The 20820-nt window shown below is 56.2% G+C and carries 14 protein-coding genes; 5 read left to right on the top strand and 9 right to left on the bottom strand.

Annotated elements, in window-relative coordinates; all coding sequences use genetic code 11:
* Positions 1–131: 131 nt before the first annotated feature.
* Entirely contained in the window at positions 132–1190 is a 1059-nt protein-coding gene (locus ACPOL_RS15125; protein WP_114207788.1) for an acyltransferase family protein, read from the bottom strand.
* 478 nt (positions 1191–1668) lie between these two features.
* On the opposite strand from ACPOL_RS15125, the gene ACPOL_RS15130 reads away from it, so the two are divergent.
* On the top strand, positions 1669–4482 hold the full coding sequence (locus ACPOL_RS15130; protein ID WP_114207789.1) for a non-ribosomal peptide synthetase: 2814 nt from the start codon (positions 1669–1671) through the stop codon (positions 4480–4482).
* Between the two features lie 232 nt (positions 4483–4714).
* On the opposite strand, the gene ACPOL_RS15135 is transcribed toward ACPOL_RS15130, so the two are convergent.
* Genes ACPOL_RS15135 through ACPOL_RS15145 form a run of 3 tightly spaced genes read right to left on the bottom strand, consistent with a single transcriptional unit; the run spans position 4715 to position 9090 of the window.
* A complete protein-coding gene (locus tag ACPOL_RS15135; RefSeq protein WP_236657493.1) occupies positions 4715–5809 on the bottom strand; it encodes an amidohydrolase family protein in 1095 nt (364 codons plus the stop codon).
* A gap of 34 nt (positions 5810–5843) precedes the next feature.
* Positions 5844–7262 carry an outer membrane beta-barrel protein gene (locus tag ACPOL_RS15140; protein ID WP_161557378.1) on the bottom strand — a complete coding sequence of 473 codons (1419 nt, stop codon included), beginning with the start codon at positions 7260–7262 and terminating at the stop codon, positions 5844–5846.
* Positions 7216–9090, bottom strand: coding sequence for a TonB-dependent receptor (locus tag ACPOL_RS15145; protein WP_114207791.1), 1875 nt, complete (start codon positions 9088–9090; stop codon positions 7216–7218). The genes ACPOL_RS15140 and ACPOL_RS15145 overlap by 47 nt, the downstream gene beginning before the upstream one ends.
* A 398-nt stretch (positions 9091–9488) precedes the next feature.
* On the opposite strand from ACPOL_RS15145, the gene ACPOL_RS15150 reads away from it, so the two are divergent.
* The 3 genes from ACPOL_RS15150 to ACPOL_RS36295 all read left to right on the top strand — a co-directional run bounded on the left by ACPOL_RS15150 (position 9489) and on the right by ACPOL_RS36295 (position 11484).
* Positions 9489–10769, top strand: coding sequence for a D-tagatose-bisphosphate aldolase, class II, non-catalytic subunit (locus ACPOL_RS15150; protein ID WP_114207792.1), 1281 nt, complete (start codon positions 9489–9491; stop codon positions 10767–10769).
* 218 nt (positions 10770–10987) lie between these two features.
* Entirely contained in the window at positions 10988–11359 is a 372-nt protein-coding gene (locus ACPOL_RS34810) for a hypothetical protein (protein ID WP_236657494.1), read from the top strand.
* Complete coding sequence (locus ACPOL_RS36295; protein WP_414633352.1) at positions 11269–11484, top strand: PKD domain-containing protein; 216 nt, start codon at positions 11269–11271, stop codon at positions 11482–11484. Before ACPOL_RS34810 ends, ACPOL_RS36295 begins: the two co-directional genes overlap by 91 nt.
* A gap of 105 nt (positions 11485–11589) precedes the next feature.
* Here ACPOL_RS36295 and ACPOL_RS15160 read toward each other — a convergent pair whose 3' ends face one another.
* Entirely contained in the window at positions 11590–12963 is a 1374-nt protein-coding gene (locus ACPOL_RS15160; RefSeq protein ID WP_114207794.1) for a Gfo/Idh/MocA family protein, read from the bottom strand.
* Positions 12964–13447: 484 nt separating this feature from the next.
* On the opposite strand from ACPOL_RS15160, the gene ACPOL_RS15165 reads away from it, so the two are divergent.
* Complete coding sequence (locus tag ACPOL_RS15165; RefSeq protein ID WP_114207795.1) at positions 13448–14686, top strand: acyltransferase family protein; 1239 nt, start codon at positions 13448–13450, stop codon at positions 14684–14686.
* An 18-nt stretch (positions 14687–14704) separates the two neighbouring features.
* Here ACPOL_RS15165 and ACPOL_RS15170 read toward each other — a convergent pair whose 3' ends face one another.
* From ACPOL_RS15170 to ACPOL_RS15180, 4 genes are all read right to left on the bottom strand, one after another.
* Positions 14705–15397, bottom strand: a complete 693-nt coding sequence (locus ACPOL_RS15170) for an amidohydrolase family protein (RefSeq protein WP_236657495.1) — start codon at positions 15395–15397, stop codon at positions 14705–14707.
* Between the two features lie 6 nt (positions 15398–15403).
* Positions 15404–15532 (bottom strand): hypothetical protein, encoded by a 129-nt coding sequence (locus tag ACPOL_RS35495; protein WP_275066517.1) that lies wholly within the window; start codon positions 15530–15532, stop codon positions 15404–15406.
* Positions 15533–15849: 317 nt separating this feature from the next.
* Entirely contained in the window at positions 15850–17238 is a 1389-nt protein-coding gene (locus tag ACPOL_RS15175) for an MFS transporter (RefSeq protein WP_236657496.1), read from the bottom strand.
* An 81-nt stretch (positions 17239–17319) separates the two neighbouring features.
* Positions 17320–20730, bottom strand: coding sequence for a carboxypeptidase-like regulatory domain-containing protein (locus ACPOL_RS15180; protein WP_114207796.1), 3411 nt, complete (start codon positions 20728–20730; stop codon positions 17320–17322).
* Positions 20731–20820: the final 90 nt, after the last annotated feature.

Below are 20820 nucleotides of genomic sequence, written 5' to 3' on the forward strand. Positions count from 1 at the left end.
TGCGCTGGGATTTGCCCAAGCGGTGAACAGATAGCTACTCGCTTCTTGCACTTGCCGATCGGGTACACGTTAGGGAAAGTCTTTCGAGCGCGCCTTTTTTCGATAGGACGGTCAGCATTTGGCTAAGCGTCCTATGTCAGGCGAACCCGGAGGAGTTTCTTCAACCGGACCTCCACCAGCTCATAGCTGATAAAAGACATGATCGGCACAACGCTGATCGTGTAGATCATAAAGATGATGAAGGTTACCGGTACGCTCACGCCCCAATGAACAAACTTGTGGCCGATCATTTCGCCAGCAAACATGACCAAGGGGTGAACCAGATAGATGCTATAGCTGATCATGCCGAGGAACTGCATCGGCCTGGTGCAGAGGAAGCGGGAAGTATAGGTTCCATCCTGAAGCGCGGCCCGGAAGAGCACGGCGGCAAAGGCCATCGATGCAAGAATGGATACGTACTGCGCTACGTAAAAGTAGAGCACAAGACTAATCGGAACGGCGACAATCTCGAGCCTGCGGCTCATGTAGAGGCTCGGGAGGAAGCGCGCAAACGCGAGGCCCAACAGGAACGGCCAGCAGGCCGGGAAGATGATGCAGAGGCCGATCGCTAGCAGACCAATCAATGCGAGCGCCGAACGGCGACGTTGCGTCCTGCCAACGATCACCCATGCCGCGGCAACACAGAAGTAGAAGGCCCATTCGTAAGTAAGTGTCCAGGAGTTTCGCTGGACAAGCGGCAGGCCGAGAGGAAGCGCAGTGAAGGTCAGATTGGTAAAGAACAACAAAGTGTAATGGAAAAAATCAATGCCGTGGAGCCACTTGTAGCCGACGAAGGGTCCGATAGAAAAAACTAAAAGGTGAAGCGTGACGAAAAGAGGCATGATGCGCAACACGCGATCGATGAAGAAACGCGTCAAGCTGCGATGGCGGAAGAGGCTGGCTGGGATAACGAATCCGCTAATCACGAAGAAGAGGCCGACAGCCTCACCGAGCGTCTTCCAGCCGACCATCAAAGCCGCTGGCATTCTTGGGAAGAAGCCGGAACCATTGGCCATCAGATACGCATGAACCAAGACAACGCTTGCGGCGGCAAAACCGCGCAGACCCTGGATCGATGGATAGAATTTGTCCGCAGTACGTTCGAACCCTCTCCCAACGATCACCGGTTCCGATGCAACTTGGTTGGCCATACCATTAACCCCACGCGAGATCAGTACTCTTATAGGTGTATACCGCGAGCGAGAGGCGGCCTGTGTTTCTTCCGCGAATGCTGTTCTGAACGGCAGTGGAGGAGGCTTTCAATCGAAGGCCAATCTAAAGTCTCGAGGCTGCAGATTAGATCCTTTTGTCGAGGCGCTTGAATTCAAACCATGAAAGTCGGTAGATACCTCGAACGGAATCGTTTTTCACCGGCCGTCGTCAGTTAGTCCCTGATAATTGTGACGGTAAGATGGGGCGGGATGGAGCACGAGGGATATATACCGGAGAGGTAGTATCTATCCGCGGAGAGCATTGTCCATCGCTTAGACTGCTGGAAGCGCATGTCCTTCACTTCGCTCACGACGATGGAACTGTTTCACGAATTTTAAGAGTCAGACACTGGGGGCAGACGTGGACCATTTTCATAATCGATATAGGTCAGAGAGACATGCGTCCTATTTGAATGCGATGCCACCAGACGAGCGCCAGCAGCTGCTCTATGAATGGAACGCCACCGAGACTCCGTTCCCGACTGATAAGTGCGTACATCAGCTATTCGAGGAACAGGTTGAGAAAACGCCGGATGCAGTTGCTGTGGTCTTCGAAGGGCAGCAGCTGACCTACTCCGATTTGAATGACAGAGCCAATCGCCTTGCCCATCACCTCATTGCTCTCGGTGTCACACCGGACACCCATGTGGCTATCGGCATACAGAGGAGTCCCGAGATGGTGATCGGGCTGCTCGCCATTCTCAAGGCCGGTGGGGCGTATGTGCCGCTCGATCCTGCCTCTCCGATGGAACGGCTCGCCTTCATGATCGAAGACAGTGTCCCGTTGGCAGTGCTGACTCAGCAGTCGGTGCTCCCAGCCTTCGGCCGGCTGCCCGAAACCTTACTCGTTGTGAACCTCGAAGAGGACGCAGGGTTTTGGGGAAGTCAGTCTATGAAGAATCCCGATCCGGCCACCCTTGGTCTCACTTCGCGCCATCTCGCCTATGTTATTTACACCTCCGGCTCCACCGGGAAGCCAAAGGGGGTCGTGGTGGAACATAGAAACATTACCAACTATCTTTTCTGGACATTGAGTGCATATTTCCAGGAAAAGGGATCTGGATCACCTGCGATACACTCGATCGGCTTCGATGGATTGGTTACTACTTTCTATGGACCTATCCTCTGCGGACAGCGCCTGACGTTGCTGTCGCCGGGGAGCGAGATGACGTCTATCGCCCAATTTGGCTCATCGGAACATGCTCCATACACGATGGTCAAGGTTACGCCTTCCCATCTAAAGCTCTTAAATCGGGCTTTCTCTTCCAACGACAAAAACGCTCCTACCCGGATTCTGATGATAGGCGGAGAAGCGCTCGTGCCAGCGGATCTCCTCTTTTGGCAGCAACGCTTTCCAGAAGTAAGGATGGTCAATCATTTCGGTCCCACCGAGACAACGGTTGGCTGCTGCACTTTCGATATCGTCGAACCGCTGGACGGGTCGAGTTCAATCCCGATTGGTCGTCCGATCTCCAATATGCGGATCTACATTTTGGACGAGTGCGGCGAGCCAGTCCCGATTGGAGCCATAGGGGAGATTTACGTCAGCGGCGCCGGCGTGGCGCGCGGGTATTGGAATCGGCAAGAGCTAACGGAAGAGAGATTCCTCGACGATCCGTTCGCAGCCGAGGTCGGCGTCCGGATGTACAGGACGGGGGACCTTGGCCGCTATCGCGATGACGGCAATATAGAGTTTTTGGGTCGCAACGACTTTCAGGTTAAGATCCGCGGCTTCCGTATCGAACTCGGAGAGATCGAGGCTTGCCTGGCACAGCATCCGTCAGTCGGCGACGCGGTGGTGCTGGCGCGGGAAGATATTCCCGGCGATAAGCGCCTGGTGGCCTATTACACAAGCGCCGATCCAAAAGAGCCGAGCATCGGCGCGAGGTTGTTACGGGCACACCTCTCCGGGAAGCTGCCTGACTATATGGTGCCGGCGGCCTATGTGGAGCTTAACGCCCTTCCACTCACTGTGAACGGCAAGTTGGATCGCACGGCGCTGTCTGCTCCGGAGACCAAAGCCTACTCTGTCGGCTGCTATGAAGCGCCGATCGGCCAAGTCGAGGAAACTCTGGCCCGACTTTGGGGCGAGACGCTCGAGATCGAGCAGGTCGGCCGGAACGATGATTTCTTTGAACTTGGCGGCCACTCGCTACTGGCTACACGGCTCGTAGGCCAGGTTGCGAATGTCTTTGGCGTGCAGATTAACGTGGAGGCCCTGCTCTTGGCGCCGACCATCCGCGAACTCGCCGTTCGTGTGACCACCGGTGACGAGTCTCCCGACCCATGGGGGATAGTCCCAATTCAGCCCTTCGGCGACAAAACTCCTATCATCGCGATCAATCATCCGATGATGTATCAAAAGCTTTCTCGCAGCATCGGGACGGATCGCCCGTTTCTTGCCGTCCAGGTGTTTGACCCCTACAATCCTCAAGCGCTGCCCAGCCTCAGCCTGGAAGAGATTGCAGGCGAGTACGTGCGACTTATTCGTATGGCAATCCCATCCGGTCCGTACATGTTGATTGGACTTTGCAATGCGGGACTTCTTGCCTATGAAACCGCTCGGCTGCTCAGGCAGGCGGGACAACCCGTTCCACTGGTTGTGATGGCAGACACCTGGTGTCCCGGTCACCGAGTATGCCTCACCATTGTCCAGCGTATCTTAAGGAAACGAATGAACCTCAGCATCAAACTTCGTCACCATTGGCGTCAGCTGAGGCTCGTCCGAACCGCAAAATTGAGGCTTGAAGAATATCTCGCACAAACCCGAGTCTTCAAATGGACCCGATTTCTCAAGTTGTTGTCTCAACTGCGCCTCCTAGAAGACCCTTCGGCACCCATCGAGATCAATTCGCGAGGAGCGTGGTTCTTACCAGCTCTTCGGAACGCTTGTGCCAACTATCAGGTACCTGCGACCACCGATGACGTAGTTTTGCTCGTAAGTGAGACGGTGCCGAATGCCCATTTCGTAAATCCTACGCTGGGTTGGTCTAATTTCGTAAAAGGCAAGCTATCTCACTATCGTCTGCCGGAGTTCCATAACTATATGTTCAAGAACAACGCTACGGTGGCCCAAATCGCCGAACATCTTGAGCCTTTGCTCAAGCAAGTCGATCTGAATATAAGCCAACTCGGCGATTCCGCCGATCGCAAAGGTCGCCAAGATCGTCGGAAGGTCGCCGAGCACCATGGTAAAGATGGCAGGACGGTACGGCCACTTCAGCACCGGTGAGTTGAGAGGAGCGATGGAAACAATCAGTCGCTCAGATGCACATTCCTCGACGGTGTCCCCGGTATTCTCCCCGGCACGTTTAACCCACAGATATCCAACAGGGTCCCCACAAAAGTCCCCACAATTTTCAGGCCACCGGGTTCGGGGTGGGGGGTGCGGCGGCGAACCGATACAGCGCTATCGGTCCGAACTAAAGAATGAAGTGCGCTCACCGACAACCATGATCCAACGGTCATCGCATCTCCGAATACCAGCGGATTGCATTGTCGTGGTACACCTTGCGCAGAATCTCCGGTGGCAGGGCAAGGCCCTGTGCTTGAATATTACGGAAAATAATCGCCGAGTCCGTCGAGAGAAAGCGCCAATCGCGAGCATAGGTGTCCTCGGCCTCGCGAACCAGCCGCTGCGCATCAGCTCCTGGATAGTAGGTATCGTCGGTGCCGTAAATGAGCCGATCTTGATATTTCGTGAAGAACGCGATCGCTTCAGCGCGCGGCAGCTTCATGATGTAGGGCATGCGCGCGGTGAGGTCGATGGCAAAATTTGGGTACCGATCGAGGGTAGCGGCAATCCGTGGGAACTCGCCCTCCATGCTGCCGAGGTGTGCGCCAACGACTTTGAGGTTTGGATTCATCTGGATCACGTGGTCTCTCGCATTAAGAATCTGGTCCTTTGAGGGCGATCCCGAAATCCGGTACATGTACCACTCTGGATGCTGGATGAAATAAGACGCATCCGAGGCATGAGGGTCGGGCGGCAGCCAGGCAGTGTCTGGATCCGCAATATGCATGATCAGCGTTCTGTGATGATTTGCGATGTCGGCATAGATCGGCGCAAACGCAGCATCGTCAGGCAAAACGTACTTGCCTTTCGCGTCCTTGATCTCCATGCCCACGTTTTTCCAAATCTTGACGGCCACCGCGCCTTCATCAAAGGCGTGGTCAATGCCGGTGATGGCCTTCGCGGCAAAATCCGGTTGATTGAAGAGATACGGGTCAAAGGTCGTACATGCGTAGACCCGGTGGCCACTCTTGTTCACTAATTCGAAGACGTCGGCACTCTCTTGACTCAGCACCTTCCGTTCCGGGTCGGCATTGTCTGAAACAACCATGATGTCCAACGTGTGCATGTCTAGCTTTTGCAGCAGCGCGAAATAAGCCGGGGTGTATCGATAGATATGGGTGTGACTATCGATGGGGCGCACGGCCTTGAACTGCTGAAGCTCCGTCTCGCTGAATCCCTTGCCCCCAGTCCCGCCCTGTTGACCGCGCATGGTGGCCGCGGTCATCACGGCCACCAATAATCCACATTTGGTCTTTAGGTTCATATTTCCCTCGGCGGCACGTTGGAACGCTCTCTGCTTAAAAAACGTACTTCAGCGCAAATTGCAGAATACGCGGGTCACTCGCCGAGGTGATCTTCCCGGCGGTCTCGGAAGAGATGGTCGCATTCGGGTTGGAGAAATTGACCCGGTTGAAAAGGTTGAAAGACTCGGCGCGGAACTGCAGGAAGTGACCTTCAGTTACCCGGAGCGGAATTGGAAACGACCGGTTCAAGGAAAAATCGATGTCCGAATAGCCGGGGCCGCTGAGAAGGTTACGTGCCGTGTCGCCATAGGTGCCGAGCGCGTTAGCTTTGAACGCCGATACATTAAAGAACGCCGCGGCCTCCTGGGCGTGGGACCGCGACGAGGGCAACCTAGGATTGCCAGTGATATCCGCGCGGTCTTTGCCGATGCCGCTAGTGGAGTTGTCAACGCCCGACAGGACTGTGAACGGTTGACCGGAGCGAAGCGTGACGATCGCATTGGCTTCCCAACTGGAAAGCACGCCATTGGCGAAAGCGAAGTTGAAGTGGGTGCGCGGAAGTTGCCAGACACCCGACGCCTTCCACTGGTTGCGGGTGTCGTAGGCACAACGGCCATAATCGGCGCTGCGAACCGGCGTGGCATACACGTCTGAGTTGAAACCGCCAGGATCGGCCGTGCTCATGCAACGAGACCAGCGATAGCCGGTCAACAGGGTGAGACCATGACCCACCTGTCGCTGGAGACTCGCCGTCATCGCGTTGTAATTGGAGGTGCCTATATCCTCGTTGAGAGAGAGCCCCTGGTAGAACTCTCCCATCGGTCTGCGGGCGTTGTAGTTCGACACATTTTGCTTTTGGGTGAGCGCCGGATCATAGATCGCGGCGTTACCTTCGATGGCACCCAGAAGGTGAAAGGCATTGGACCCTTGATACCCGAGCCGGAACAGCATGCCCAGAGGGGCCTGTTGCTCCAGCGTGAGGTTCCACTGCTGAATCGTGGGAGGCTTCATGTCCGGCACAAACGGACCGGCTGCCATCGGAATCTGAAATGGTGTCGTGGGCGGCGTCGGCTTGGTGATCGGGAAGGGGTCCACGTGACCGAGATAAGGATTGGCGGTGCTGGCCGGGTTCGTGATGGTCACATTCACATTGAATGGACTGTAGTTCAGGTTGATCATGTTCGCCGTCATCTGGTCCTGATAAAGGCCATAGCCTCCACGGAGACTGGTCCTCGAGTCACCGAAGACGTCCCAGGCAAAGCCGACTCGGGGATCAAATACGTGATAGTTCGTGTCAATAACGCGCCGAGGGACTCCAGGGTCGCCGGCCAGCAGCAGGCCAGGCGACAACGTCGGATATTGCTGCGAGCGAATTCCAGCTGCATAGGCCGCCGCGCTGAAGATGCCCTCCTGTCGGTAAGCCGAATCAAAGACCGGAACGAACGGGTTCCACCGCACTCCAAGGGTAAGCACGAGCCGCTGGTTCGCGCGCCACGTATCGACTGCGATAGGCAGCAGGAAGCATGCGCGTCGGCACGACATAGAAAGACGCCTGCTGGATGAATTGCGAAGGTGCTCCAAGTAGGAAATCGAGTGCATTGTCGCCGGAAAGGGAGTTGCTGAAGGTGTAGGCGCCATTCCCCTCATAGTCCTGCGCTTTAATGACCTTGCTCCAGAGAATGTCACCGCCAAACTCGAAGGTATGGTTGCCGCGCACCCACGTCCACTGGTTCGAGATACCGCCTTCGGTAGCAGGAATGCGATAAACGCCGGTCCAGGAAAGGGAGAAATAATTAGTAATCCCTAGGCTCAACGCCGTATGCCCAGGGGCCACCAGGTTCGGAATCTGCGCCCCCAGCTCACTCCATCCCGGAAATCCCGGCGCGGATGAGGCAAGGTTGGTACGCCGGCTCATTGAGCCGACCAACGCGCTGGTAAGTCTGGGGCTAAAGTTATAAGTCGTATTGAGAACCGCGAACTGGCTCAGCCAATTCGCCACCGGCCCCGAACCTGAAGAAGTCCCCGCGGTAAGAATGTTTCCGGCAACGGCTGTATTCGGCTCGTCGAGCTTGTCGTAGAGATAGCTCGCATACAGATGCAGCTTGTCGGTCGGCGCAACATCGATGCGAGTCACAAACTGATTACTGTTCTGTTCCAGACGCGATGTATAAAACACCAGGCCCGTGCCGGGGGCCCCCACAGGCAGCAGGGCAAGCAGCCCCTGTGCGATCGGATCGAAGGTCGACGGCGAGATCTGGTTCCCGGCATAGGGAACGCCGGTCGTGGGATTTACCAGCTGCTTCGCGCTCCCTGAGAAGTCGCCGTCGCGCTGGTCCTGGGTCAGAACGGTCGTCGAATTGATAGGGTTCTGCCGGACCGTCGTTCGCTGGTACGAAAAAAACGCAAATGCCTTGTCCTTGCGGATCGGACCACCGATAGTTCCGCCAAATTGGTTACGCTTCAGGCCGTCCTGCGCCGGGGCAAAGTAATTCCTTCCGTTCAGCACACTATTGCGCAGAAATTCGAACGCCGTGCCGTGGAATTGATTCCCGCCTCCGCGGGTCACCACGTTCATCACGCCACCTCCCAGACCGGCAAACTTGGCGCTGAACGTGCTCGTATCCAGGCTGAATTCCTGGATTGCGTCTGGATTGGGAAACACGTTCGCAATCTGCGTGAGCACGTCTTCATTCAGCGCCCCGTCCAGATAAAACGCCGTGGAATCGCCACGGCCGCCGCTCACGCCGACGTAGGCATTTGCAAGATCGGGACGCGAAGCAGCCTGGTTATACGGCCCTGGTGAGGTGACGCCCGACTCGGGAGCAAGCTGGGCAAGCTGCAGCACATTTCTCCCGTTCAGCGGCAGCTGCTGCGTCATCTTGTTGTCGATCACCGTGGAGACAGTTGGCGATTGAAGGTTGACCGCGGCCGCGGAAGCCTGCACCACGACATTCTGCTCCATCGATCCCACTCTAAGCGCGACATCGGCGGTTACATGTTGCCCTACGCCGAGGATCAGGTTCTCCTGCGTATTACTTTGGAAGCCCGCCATGGTGACGGTCAAGCGGTAAGTGTCAGGCGCGAGATTGGTGAACACGTAACTTCCGTCGGCAGATGAAGTCACCTTGTAGGTCGCGCCCGTCGCCACGTCGACGGCCACAATCTCAGCCCCTGAAATGACAGATTTCGTGGTGTCCGTGATTTGTCCGCTAATCATGGCTGAGGTCAACTGCGCGCGGAGCTGCAGTCGACATCCGAGAAGAAGAAAGAGCGTCGCGCAGGCGATTCGGCAAGAACGCATGAAGGGTCTCTCCAAGAGTGGACTGGGTCGTTACGCTGTCGGATAGAGCCAATTCGTAAGGAAACGGGCGTCGAGCAAACTTTCGATTCGGGCTGTAATCGATTGTTTATTGTCTTTTTCCACTCACGTCAAGCTTTTTTTACAAATATTTCAGATTTGTATGAGATCACGAGTCTCTTCTAAGCCTCCTGATGGACGCAGGCTTGAGCTATTGAATCAGTCCGCCAAGCCGCTTTTAGGCGGCCATGCACCCTTCGCATGAATAACCGCAGGGTCATAATCCGTTGACTTTCGAATGGTTACGTTATACAAATCTGCGAAATGCCTGCGGACGTTCCGCAGCGAAAATCGGCCGCAAACCCGTGCCATAAGGAAACAGGGAATAAACAAGGAGAGAAATGTCAACAGAACTTCGGCAACTGCTGGCTGAGAGAAAGAAGCCACACAAATGGCGAGGAATCTACTCCGTCTGCTCAGCCCACCCATATGTTCTTCGAGCGGCGATGAAGCTGGCCAAAACGAAAGGCAGCCCACTTCTGATTGAGGCTACTTCGAATCAGGTGAACCAGTTCGGCGGATACACGGGGATGCAACCCACCGGCTTCGTAGATTTTGTTCACCGGCTCGCCGGCCAGGAGGATTTTCCGCAGGGCAAGCTCATCCTAGGCGGAGACCATCTCGGGCCAAATCCCTGGGCAAGTCAGCCGACTGCCGAGGCGATGGACCAGGCAGAGGTCATGGTCTCCGCCTATGCCGCGGCCGGCTTCACCAAGATACATCTCGACGCGAGTATGCCGTGTGCGGGGGATTTGACGCCACTGCCCGACGCCGTTATTGCCCGGCGCGCGGCCCGCCTTTGCCTCGCCGCCGAAAAAGCAGCTGGCGGCCGAGAACCCCTCTACATCATTGGTACAGAAGTCCCCACGCCCGGTGGCGCGCTGGAAGACCTCGGGCACCTGAAGGTCACCACGCGCGAAGCGGCGTTGCAGACCTTGCAAGTTCACCGTCAGATCTTTGCTGAAAGCGGGCTTGAGCATGTATGGCCACGAGTTGTAGGAATGGTGGTCCAGCCGGGCGTCGAGTTCAACCACGACTCGGTGGTCTTCTACGATCCCAAAAAGGCGGCGCCTCTCGTCGAGTGGCTAAGCGATCAGGTAGGGCACATGGTCTTCGAAGCCCATTCCACCGATTATCAGACTCCGGCAGCGTACGAAAATCTCGTCCGAGATGGCTTTGCAATCCTCAAAGTTGGTCCTGCGCTGACTTTCGCCATGCGCGAGGCTCTGTTTGCCCTGGCGGCGATTGAAGCGGAACTGCACCCTTCCGCGATCACCTTATATCTTCCCGATATTGTCGAGAAAGCGATGCTTCGCAGTCCTGGAGCATGGCAAAGTCATTACCTGGGTTCAGAGGACGAAGTGCGCCTCCTGCGGCGCTTCAGTTACAGCGACCGTCTTCGCTATTACTGGGCTGACCCCGCCATCGAACAGGCGGTGGAAGCGCTGATGGCAAGGCTCGTGGAGCAAACTCTTCCTGAAACCTTGATCAGTGCCTATCTTCCGGAACAGTATCGGCGTCTCCGCCTCAATCTCTTCTCCGTCACACCGGAAGCTCTTGTTCTGGACCGTATTGTTCAAGTCCTCGAACCCTACGCAGCTGCCTGCGCTCCGGTGGCGTGAGGAGAAGCGAACCATCCTCAATCCGGGCTTACCCAGGGTGCTTCTGGCCCATACGAGACGAGCATTGCCGCTTCTGAAAAGAGAATGCTTTTGTTGAATGTTTTGACAAGCTAAAAGTCAAGCCATAAAGCTAACTAATCGCAATCCTACGGATATGTAGTTGCTTTTCTCCCACGGGGGGGTGATCGCAACTACCAATACCAAAGCGAGGGTACTGCATGCGCTCTAGCGGATCGTTTTCATCGATCATCTTCGCCGGCGCTACAGCCGTGTCTCCTATCCTCCTCCACGGCCAGGGGGGACAATTACAGCTTCATGCCAATGAAAGCGATGGCAGTTACACCATCGCCGCCCCGGGGGATACAGAACCGATTCTGCGTGCATCGGCGGGGGTCGAGGTGGCTGGCAACTGGCTGAAGGCGTCGGACTATCCACAACACACGGTCGCAAAGCAGGAAGAGAGCGGCGCGCCTCCGGATCGAGCGAAGACAATCCCGTCGTGTCCTATAGCTGGGATTTTGGCGATGGAACTTCCGTTGAAGGTCAGCACGCAGTCCATACCTACACCAGGCCAGGCAACTATGAGGTAACTCTGACCGCTGTCGGTCTTGAGAAATCAACCGCGACCGCTCGTTCATCCATCTCCATTGCTGGTCAGATGCCGACACGCTTCCATCCCGAGACGCAGCGCAGGCTGCCAGTCGAGAGGAAGTAGAAGACTCCAGCCGCATGTCTCCAGCAAGTACGCCCTATCAACCAGGAAAAAGCCGGGATTGCGACCTGACGACGGTCGCTCACCCAGCTTACTCTTCTTAGTCGATTACGATTGGGTCGCGATCTGCGAGGCTGAACGCTTTTGCCAGTTGCCGCGAGTGAAATCAGGAAATTTCTGTGGGGCGCTTCCGTTTTGGACTGACGAGAGGCTCAGCGGCGACGGGGCCGACCAGGCGGCTGCGTCGTACACGTCCATATCCGGAACCAGGCCCTCACGCATGCATTGCAAGAGTCGGTAGAGCAGGATGTAATCCATGCCACCGTGGCCGCCCAGCTTCTTGGCGATCTCGCCCTCTTTGGTCCACAGCGGATGCTGATACTCCTTATATGCATCAATGCCTCCCCACTGCTCTCCGCCAGCTTGCCCGTCAAAATACACGCGTGGTGGATAGTCCGCGAAGACGCCTTTGGTCCCTGCGATGGTGTTCACTCGATCGTAAGGATGGGGATTCGAGACATCATGCATCACGGTGATCGTCAGGCCGTTTGCGGTCTTGATCAGTGAAGTATTCATGTCGCCGGTTACATAGTGCTCACTCCAGCGAGGGTCCGAGGGCGGCACATGCGCTTTGCGGTACACGTCGAGGCCGCGCTGCGGCGTGCTCATCGAGACGAGATAGTCAAAGCGATCGCCTCGTTGAATGCCCATGTAATTGGCCACCGGGCCCAATCCGTGAGTCGGATAAAGATTTCCCTGCCGCTCCGTATGCACCGTGCGCCGCCAGAGACCCTCGCCGTGATCGGAAAAAAGCTCTTCCCGCAGATCATGGATATAAGCGCCCGATCCATAAAGTAGATCGCCGAACAATCCCTGTCGGATCATACGCAGCACCAGAGTCTCGTTGTAGCCGTAACAGCAGTTCTCCAGCATCATGCAGTGCTTGCGCGTCCGTTCCGAGGTATCCACCAGCTTCCAGCAGTCTTCGATCGTGCCGGCGGCTGGCACCTCCACGGCAGCGTGTTTGCCGTGTTCCATCGCGGCCACGGCCATCTCTACGTGCCATTTCCAGGGGGTTGCGATGATTACCAAGTCAAGATCGTCCCGGCTGACCAGCTTCTCGAAGGCATGATCGCCGTCGGTGTAGACTGTCGGCGGTTTCTGACCGGTCTTCGTTACCAGTGCTTGTGCATGCACGGCCTTTTCCTGCACCACATCGCAGATTGCCGTTACATGTGCATCGGCAGCTAACAGATTCGTGAGCAGGCTTGTGCCCCGGCCACCGACGCCAATAATTCCGATTTTTGGATCGACACGGTTGAAGGGTACGTCGATCATGGTCGACTGCGCCGTCTGATTATCCTGCGCCTCGATACTATTGGTGGAAGATGCAAGCCCCACGCTCACTGCGCTCATGGTGCCCAACCGAATAAATCCGCGCCGCGAGATGGCGCTTGTAACATCTTGTATCGCCTGAGTCATTCGTTGTCTCGAATCTCATGAGTTATTTTCAGCAATAAAACTTCAATCCAGTTGGATCTGCTGAGTAGGTTACGACTCGCCCTGTGATGGATGCTGTGTCCTTCTCCGCATGGGCAACAACAGAGCAGAACAAGGAAAAATGCGGCGGTGGCAAGAAGTCGACGGAAGTGTCATCGGGATCGTATTTCCTTTTCGAGAGTTCATCTCAATCCCGCCATCTTTAGTTTGTTTCGAATTATTTCGGTAAATTATGGAGTCTACGGTCAACTTATGGGGGTGTCAACAGGAAATTCAAACCAAGAAATGTCGTTTATCGCCTGCATTTGCTTACCTGATACCCGCCCACGAACAAGCCGCTCCGCCCTGGTTCGGAAGGAATATCTTGGAAAGCCTGGTTTTCATATGCTACGATTCGAAATCCAAAGAGGCGTATCGTAATCAAGCAGAATACGAGACCCGTCTTATCGATGGCAGGTGACCTCCGATGTCGACGACCATCAGCGCCGAATATATCCAGAGCCCTTCGGCAGCTCCCGCTGACAATCCCTCCGTCCTACCGGTAAAGCGCAACGTAGCCGTCGATGCCTACCGCGGCTTCGTGATGCTCCTGATGATGGGTGAAGTGATGAGCTTTGCCGCCGTCTCCCGCGCTTATCCCGGAAGCCTCTTCTGGCGAGTGCTCGCCTACAACCAAACACATGTCGAGTGGGCGGGGCTGGGCCTCCACGATATGATCCAGCCCTCCTTCACCTTTCTTGTCGGGGTAGCGCTTCCATACTCGAATCAAAGTCGGCTGCGCAAGGGACAAAGCTTCGGCAAGCTGCTGCTTCACACCATCTGGCGCAGCTTCTTACTCGTGGCGCTCGGAATTTTTCTCCGGTCGATCCACAGCACGCAGACCTATTTCACCTTTGAAGACACGCTGACCCAGATCGGTCTCGGCTATTCCTTCGCATTTCTGCTCTCCTTCTGCCGCCCAAAGTGGCAATGGGCAGCATTCGCCGGCATCTTGTTCGCCTACTGGTCGGCGTGGGCCTTGTATCCCGCGCCGGGAGCAAACTTCAATTACGCTGCCGTCGGAGTTCCCGCCGACTGGCACCATAACTTTACCGGCTTCGCCTCGCACTGGAACAAGAACAGCAACCTCGGGCAAGCTTTCGATCTCTGGTTCCTCAATCTCTTCCCGCGCAGTTCGCCCTTTCTCTTCAATGACGGCGGCTATCTCACCAGCAGCTTCGTTCCAACACTGGGTACAATGTTGCTGGGTCTCTTCGCCGGTCAATGGTTCCGCAGCTCAAACCCCAAAATACCGTTGCAACGATTTCTCCTAACTGGCTTGGCATTGTTCTGCGCCGGACTCGTTTTGCATTTCACCGGTGTCTGTCCGATCGTAAAGCGAATCTGGACGCCTAGTTGGACGCTCTTCAGCGGCGGCATCTGCTTCTTTTTCCTCGCTGCCTTTTCCTGGATTGTCGATGTGAAGAACCATACCCGCTGGGCTTTTCCCTTGGTCGTCGTCGGAATGAACTCCATGGCCGCCTACCTGATCGCCCACCTGTGGGAAGGTTTCATCATCAGCAGCCTCCACATCAATCTGGGATATCGCATCTTTCAGGTTTTTGGATCGGGCCTCGAACCTTTTGTGCTGGGCACAACGGTGATGGCAATCTACTGGCTGATCCTCTACTGGATGTACCGCAGAAAGCTCTTCCTGCGCATTTGAGTATGCGCCGTCCCTCGATTAGCGCAGCAGACGGAGCGCGTTTTCGCGAAAGACCTTGAGCAGGACCTCGTCCGGCAGATTCAGTCCATAGATGTTCCACCGTCCCCGTGTCGAAGCGTGCGAGGGATACTTGAAATACTCGTCCTCGGTTTCGAGAAAGCGGAAGTAAAGCCGATACATTGTCTCTTGGGGCAGCAGCTCTGCACCAAACAAAATCCGGTCCGGAAAGCGCAGAAAGAGCCGCCGCGCCGAATACGGCTGGCGTCCCAGCTCCGAAGCCCGCGCGCTGATGTCGATCAGCACATTCGGATAAGTCTCGAGCAGCTTCGTCGCGCGGCTGAGGTCCTCGCCGCTCTCCGCAACATGGGCAGCTACAAAAGTCGTCTTTGGATGCCTCGCGAAGACCCGGTCTCTCTGATCGAGCAGTTCCTCTTTCGAATATTGAGAGCCGTGAAAACCCCACTCCGGATGGGCAGCAAGCTCCTCATACCGTTCATTGGAGGCATCGATCGGCAGAAAGAACGCACTGGGGTCAGCAGTGTGAAACATGACCGGGGTCACCAGCTCCGCGGCCTTGTCAAAGATCGGAGCGAGCCTCTCGTCGTCGATCCTAAAAAGCTCGCCATCGTCGTCTCGAACAAGCAGCCCCAGGTCTTTCCAGAATTGATCCCCTGCGCGCCTCGTTCGACCAGCTGTTCCAGGCGGTCGCACGTCACCCTAGCAAAGTGATTTGCTCAATGCCTGACCGATCCATCCAGCCGATGGTCGCAAACCGGTGCGGGTCGGCGGCGTGGAATTATCGATCATCCGCAGCGCCGCCTCGCCGGTCTGCGTCGTAATATTCACGATGCGCTCAACGCCGCAGGCATCCATCACTTCAAGTACGCGGTCAGGCTCCAGGGCATCCAGGTGATTGTGATAGTCAATGACCGGACCTTCGGCTTCTCGATCTCACGTTCTTCCTTACGAGCATCGACCGCGGTTTAAATTTCCCTAAAGGAAGAGAAACCTCCGCTTTGGCCGTAACCACGGCCACAAACTTGTCTTCGTCGTTCGGTAGAGTCATTGCAGGGAGAGCCTCTTGAGAGTGTCCCGCGCGTTTGCCACTCTAGAGGCTGAAAAAGGATCGGTGAATCAGAAACGAAATAAAACAAAATGGCTGACTAACGTTCGTCCCGACGGCGATTCATTGGTCCCGGCTCGTCCAAATTCCTCGCCGAGGTTGCCGAGGGTGCACGTCGGTCGATGAGCATGTAGATGGCGGCGGTTGCCGCCAGAGGCATTAGACCGGCCACAAGAAAGGCCGGCCCATATGAGAAGCGGTCCGCTGTTACGCCAACGATGTATGTAAAGACGGAGCCCGCCAATCCTGCCGCGAGACCGCTTACCCCCGTAACCGTCGCCACGACATCCTGAGGGAAGAGATCCGCAGGGAGCGTCAGGCCCATCGTCGACCAGCTCGCGAATCCCCAAAGTGCGACACAGATCAAAGCCAATGCGAAATAGGAATTATGCACCCTCGCCGCGGGAATGCCGGCAAGCATGGGAACGCAGCTGATGGCGCACACCCAAAGCCGCGCCTCAAGTACGGGCATGCCCCGCCGCACCCAATAGCCGGAGAGCGCGCCCCCCGTAAAGTTTCCAATGTCAGCGGCGACAAACGGGATCCAGGCAAAGAGTGCGATCCGTTGCAGGCTGAAGCCACGAGCATCGCTCAGGTACTGCGGAAGCCAGAACACGTAAAACCACCAGATCGGGTCGGTGAGGGCGCGACCTAGGACAACACCCCATAGATTCCGCTCCCGCAACAGATTCCCCCAGCGGCCCCACCCAGCGGCTATGGATTTTGCGCGCGCCGTCTGTCCCGAACGAATATAGGTGGCCTCGCTCCCGGTTACTCGCGGATGACGGTCGAGTGGGTGATAAACCCGCAACCACACAAAGAGCCAGATGAATCCCAGTGAGCCGGAAAAGATGAACGCCCATCTCCACCCAACCGAGAGTGCGATCCAGGGAATCGCGAGTGCCGCGATCATTCCGCCAACACTTGAGCCGCTGTCAAAGACTGCGACAGCAAGGCTCCTCTCTTGATCGGGAAACCATTCAGCGACGGCCTTCCCGGCTCCCGGCCAGTTGAAGCCTTCTCCGATACCCAGCATGAACCGAAAGGCAGCGAAACCAAAAGCCGAACTCGCCAGACCGGTAATCATGTTGACCGTCGACCAGAGAATGACGGCTGCCGCCAGCCCGATACGCGTGCCGACAATGTCGAGAATAATTCCGCCGATCAGCCAGGTAAACGCATAGGAAACCTGGAACGCGCCCATAATCTTCCCCAGCTGCGTGTGGGTGAGATGGAACTGCGCCGTGATCATGGGAGATAGAACTGAAAAGGTCTGGCGGCTTATGTAGTTGATGACGGTGGAGCAGAAGAGTACCCAGCCAATGCGCCACCGTACATTCCCGCCGGCACTCTTCCCCGATGTCGTGGGTGGTGTATGCTTCGCTTCGATTGGATTGGTCGGCTGCCCCGGCATGATCTTGACTGGCATCCTTCTTTTTTGGAGTTCAACTCAATGGCCAGTGCAAAATGGAGCGCACGGCCGCAGTCTCTCGGATAGCGCTCCGTCGATTTAAAAGTTCAGCTTCACCGCTCCCTGGAAGATCCTGGCTCCATAGTTGTTGGTTGTGGCTGTGATCTGTCCAAATGTTGGTGAGGTCAGGGAGGTAGTCTGTCCAATATAGCCGCCGCTTTCCGGGGTCGCAAAGTTGGGATGATTTAGCAGGTTGAATGCCTCCAGACGAAGCGCAAGATTCAGACGCTCGTGGATGGGTAAGATTCGGCTCAAGGCGCTGTCGACTTGAAGGAACTTCGGGCCGCGGAACTGGTCGCGCGCCACACTCCCGTATGTTCCGATCGCGTTCGGCGCGAAGGCGCCGGGGTTGATGAACTGAGCGTTGATCGATTGTCCGCTCTTGATCTTGTTATGGGTATACAAAGCAGTCGACGGAACCAGATCAGGACGATCGTTCCCGATATCGGTGAGCGAATTGTCCACGCCCGTGATCACCGTAAAAGGCGCTCCATCGGTTGCATGAACAAGCGGAGCGAACTCCCAGTGATTCACGATCAGGCCCGCAGCCCCGGTGAGCGGAAAATGGCTCGTGGCCACTAGTAAGGTATTGAAGACATGGCGGAAGTCAAAGCCACAATTGGCGCGGTCGGCTTTGATATTGGCTGGGTCCTGCACCGTGACGGCTTCTGTATCGCCGACACTGTCGGCGATGTCGATGCAGTGAGACCAGGTGTAATTGGCCATCAATACAAAGCTCGACGACAGGCGGTGTTGAATGGTCGTGATGAGTCCGTTGTAACTTGAGTTGGCTCCCGTAACCACGAAGGTAGAGCCTTGACCGCCCCCCGCGTAGTAGGGGCCCGCCGCTGGATTCGCAAGCGTCAGGGAAAACCGCGACGCCGTATTGCCAAGCGTCGAGCACGGACCGTCGCCGCAATTGCCGGGAATATAAACCGCGGGACTCATCGGCAACGCGTAGCTGTTGTAGTTGGTCCGGTTGCCGATGTAGTCGATCTGGAACTGCCAGCCATGCGCAAACTCCTGCTGTATGCTTACGGTGTATTGGAACATCACCGGCGGCTGGTACTGGCGCGGCAGAACTATGTACTGCGATCCAGGCTGAAACGCTATATCCGGATTAGGCTTGATCGGCGCGGGAAACGGATTGGTCGTGACCGTGCCGTTAGACCACGGGCTCGAGAAGTTTAAGGGCTGATTCACGGGATTATTCGCGATGGACTGTGAAAACGGCGGGTTTACGTTCATGTTCTGGCCCATGAAGAAATTCACCAGGTCATAGACCATGGCTCCGCCGACACGGAAGACAAGCTTGCCGTCTCCCTTCAGATCGATCGTCGCTCCAGCCCGTGGAGAGAACTGCCAGAGAGAGTTTTTCGTCATGGCTTTGGGAACGCCGGCGTCTCCATAGAACAGGCTGCCCGCCGGGGCGTTGGGATAGACGCTGCTCACGGTGCCATTGAGAAAGTTTTTTATGCTGAACGTAGAGCCGCGGCCAAAATAGTCCGTCGGAAAAAACTCCGGCGCCCAGCGAACGCCGCCGGTCAAGACGATCTTATCGTTGAGGTGATAGGTGTCCATGATGTAAAGGCTCGGAATCGGTGCGCGCAACGCATCCAGCTGCGGACTGCTCTGTTCGAAACTGTTCATCGACCCGGTGAGGAAATCCAGATTTGCATCTGCGCCCGTAGCGCCCGGGCTCTGCCCGGCGGGTCCAAACTGGCTGTAAACGCCACTGAAGTTGAAAGACCCATTGCCTTGATAGACGTTGTTCTCGTTGAACTGGGAACGTACGAATTCGCCGCCAAAAGCGATCTGATGCTTGCCATGCACCCAGGTGATATCGTCCGCAAAGGCAAAGGTATTCACATTGAACGTCGCTGGCGCACCCGAATAGATGCTCCACTTATCGGTGACTTGCAGATTGAGGCTGACCGGCGCGGTGCTGTACATGTCGATGCCCAGGGTGGCCGGGTTGATGCCTTCGGGGGCCGGACCTCGATTGATGCGCCGCCGTGATCCCGTCGCGTGGAAGGTATTAACGAGGTGAGGGGTTGGAATATAGGTTTCGCCCAGCGTGATTGACTGCACACGCTCGTAGTTGCCGGTTTGTCCAGTGATAAGAATGTTGGTCGGCGAGAAAAAAGCCGGGTGCTGGTAGTCATCGATCCAATAGCGTCCATACAGGCTGTGTTGCGCATTGATCGACCAATCCCCGCGGGTCACGAATTGGTTCTCAGTCACCTTCGAGGGAATTGCGAAGGTTACAAGACCGCACGCGTTGGTCGGCGCAGGAAGATATTTGTCTAACGCAAGAGCTGTGACATTGAAAAGAGACGGATCGATATGGTTGTTCGGCAGGAGTGCGCCCGTTTGTGGATTGACCAATTGGATAGGGCTCGTCTGGCAGGCTGAGTTCTCGGTTGCAGAGAAGTCGCCGGCCAGGTTGGCGGCCGTCGGAACATAAGCAGGAGTCAACGACTGGCTTTGGCCGCTGTTGAGCCGCTGATATCCGGCAAAGAAAAACAGCTTGTCGCGAATGATCCTGCCGCCGAAGGTGCCGCCAAACTGGTTCTGATGCAAAGTATCTTTCGATGTCGAAAAGAAGTTCGTCGCATCGATGTAGTTATTGCGAATGAACTCAAAGGCCGAGCCATGCCAGTCATTGGATCCGGAGCGAGTAACCACATTGACGAGGCCTCCCGGGTGCAGTCCACTCTGTGCGCCGAGGTCTGTCGTCTCTACGCTGAACTGCGCGACTGCGTCAGGGAACGGGAAGGGAAGATTGATATTGGTCATGTAGTCGTTGTGGTCGCCCCCATCCAGCCGGTAATCGGTGAAGTTCCCTTGTCCGCCGGCAATGGAGATGACCGCTGAGCTATAGAACGTCTTGCTTCCTTGAACATCATTTCCCTCATTGGCATTCACCGCGCCTCCCATAAGCGTGACGAGGTCGGTCATCTGCCTTCCATTGAGGGGCAGCGCGGTGAGCGTCTTTTCATCGACCGTCTGCTTCAGCGAGCTATCTTCGGTCTGGAGTGCAAGACCAGCGGCCCGCACCTCGACCACCTGATTAACGTTTCCTGGCTTCATGCTCACATTGACAGCTATACTGCTGCCCACATCGAGCACAATGTTCGACTGGCGATAGTGCTGGAATCCTGCAGCGTCTGAGTCGACAAGGTAGTTCCCGATGGGAAGACTCGGAAAGCTGTACAGGCCGGTGCTGCTGCTCGTCGCCGCATGCTTAACCTGTGTTGCAACGTCGGTAGCCGTCACCGTCGCGTTCGGAATGGCCGCGCCGGTCTGATCGAGAACACTTCCCTGAATGCTGCCCGTACCCGCCGTCTGCGCCAGGACTGGCGCTGTGAAAGACAGCATGTACAGACCGAGACTCGCCAGAACGGAAATATACAATTTTGTTTTGTGTGTCACTCTAGTTAGGCACATCGGAGTTCCTCCACGAGTGAATGATGTTTCGGTACTGTTTGGCCCTGAAGAAGCCCTAAGCGCGATCGTTGTTTGGCGACACCTCCCCGC

The sequence above is a fragment of the Acidisarcina polymorpha genome (assembly GCF_003330725.1).
Lineage (GTDB): Bacteria > Acidobacteriota > Terriglobia > Terriglobales > Acidobacteriaceae > Acidisarcina > Acidisarcina polymorpha.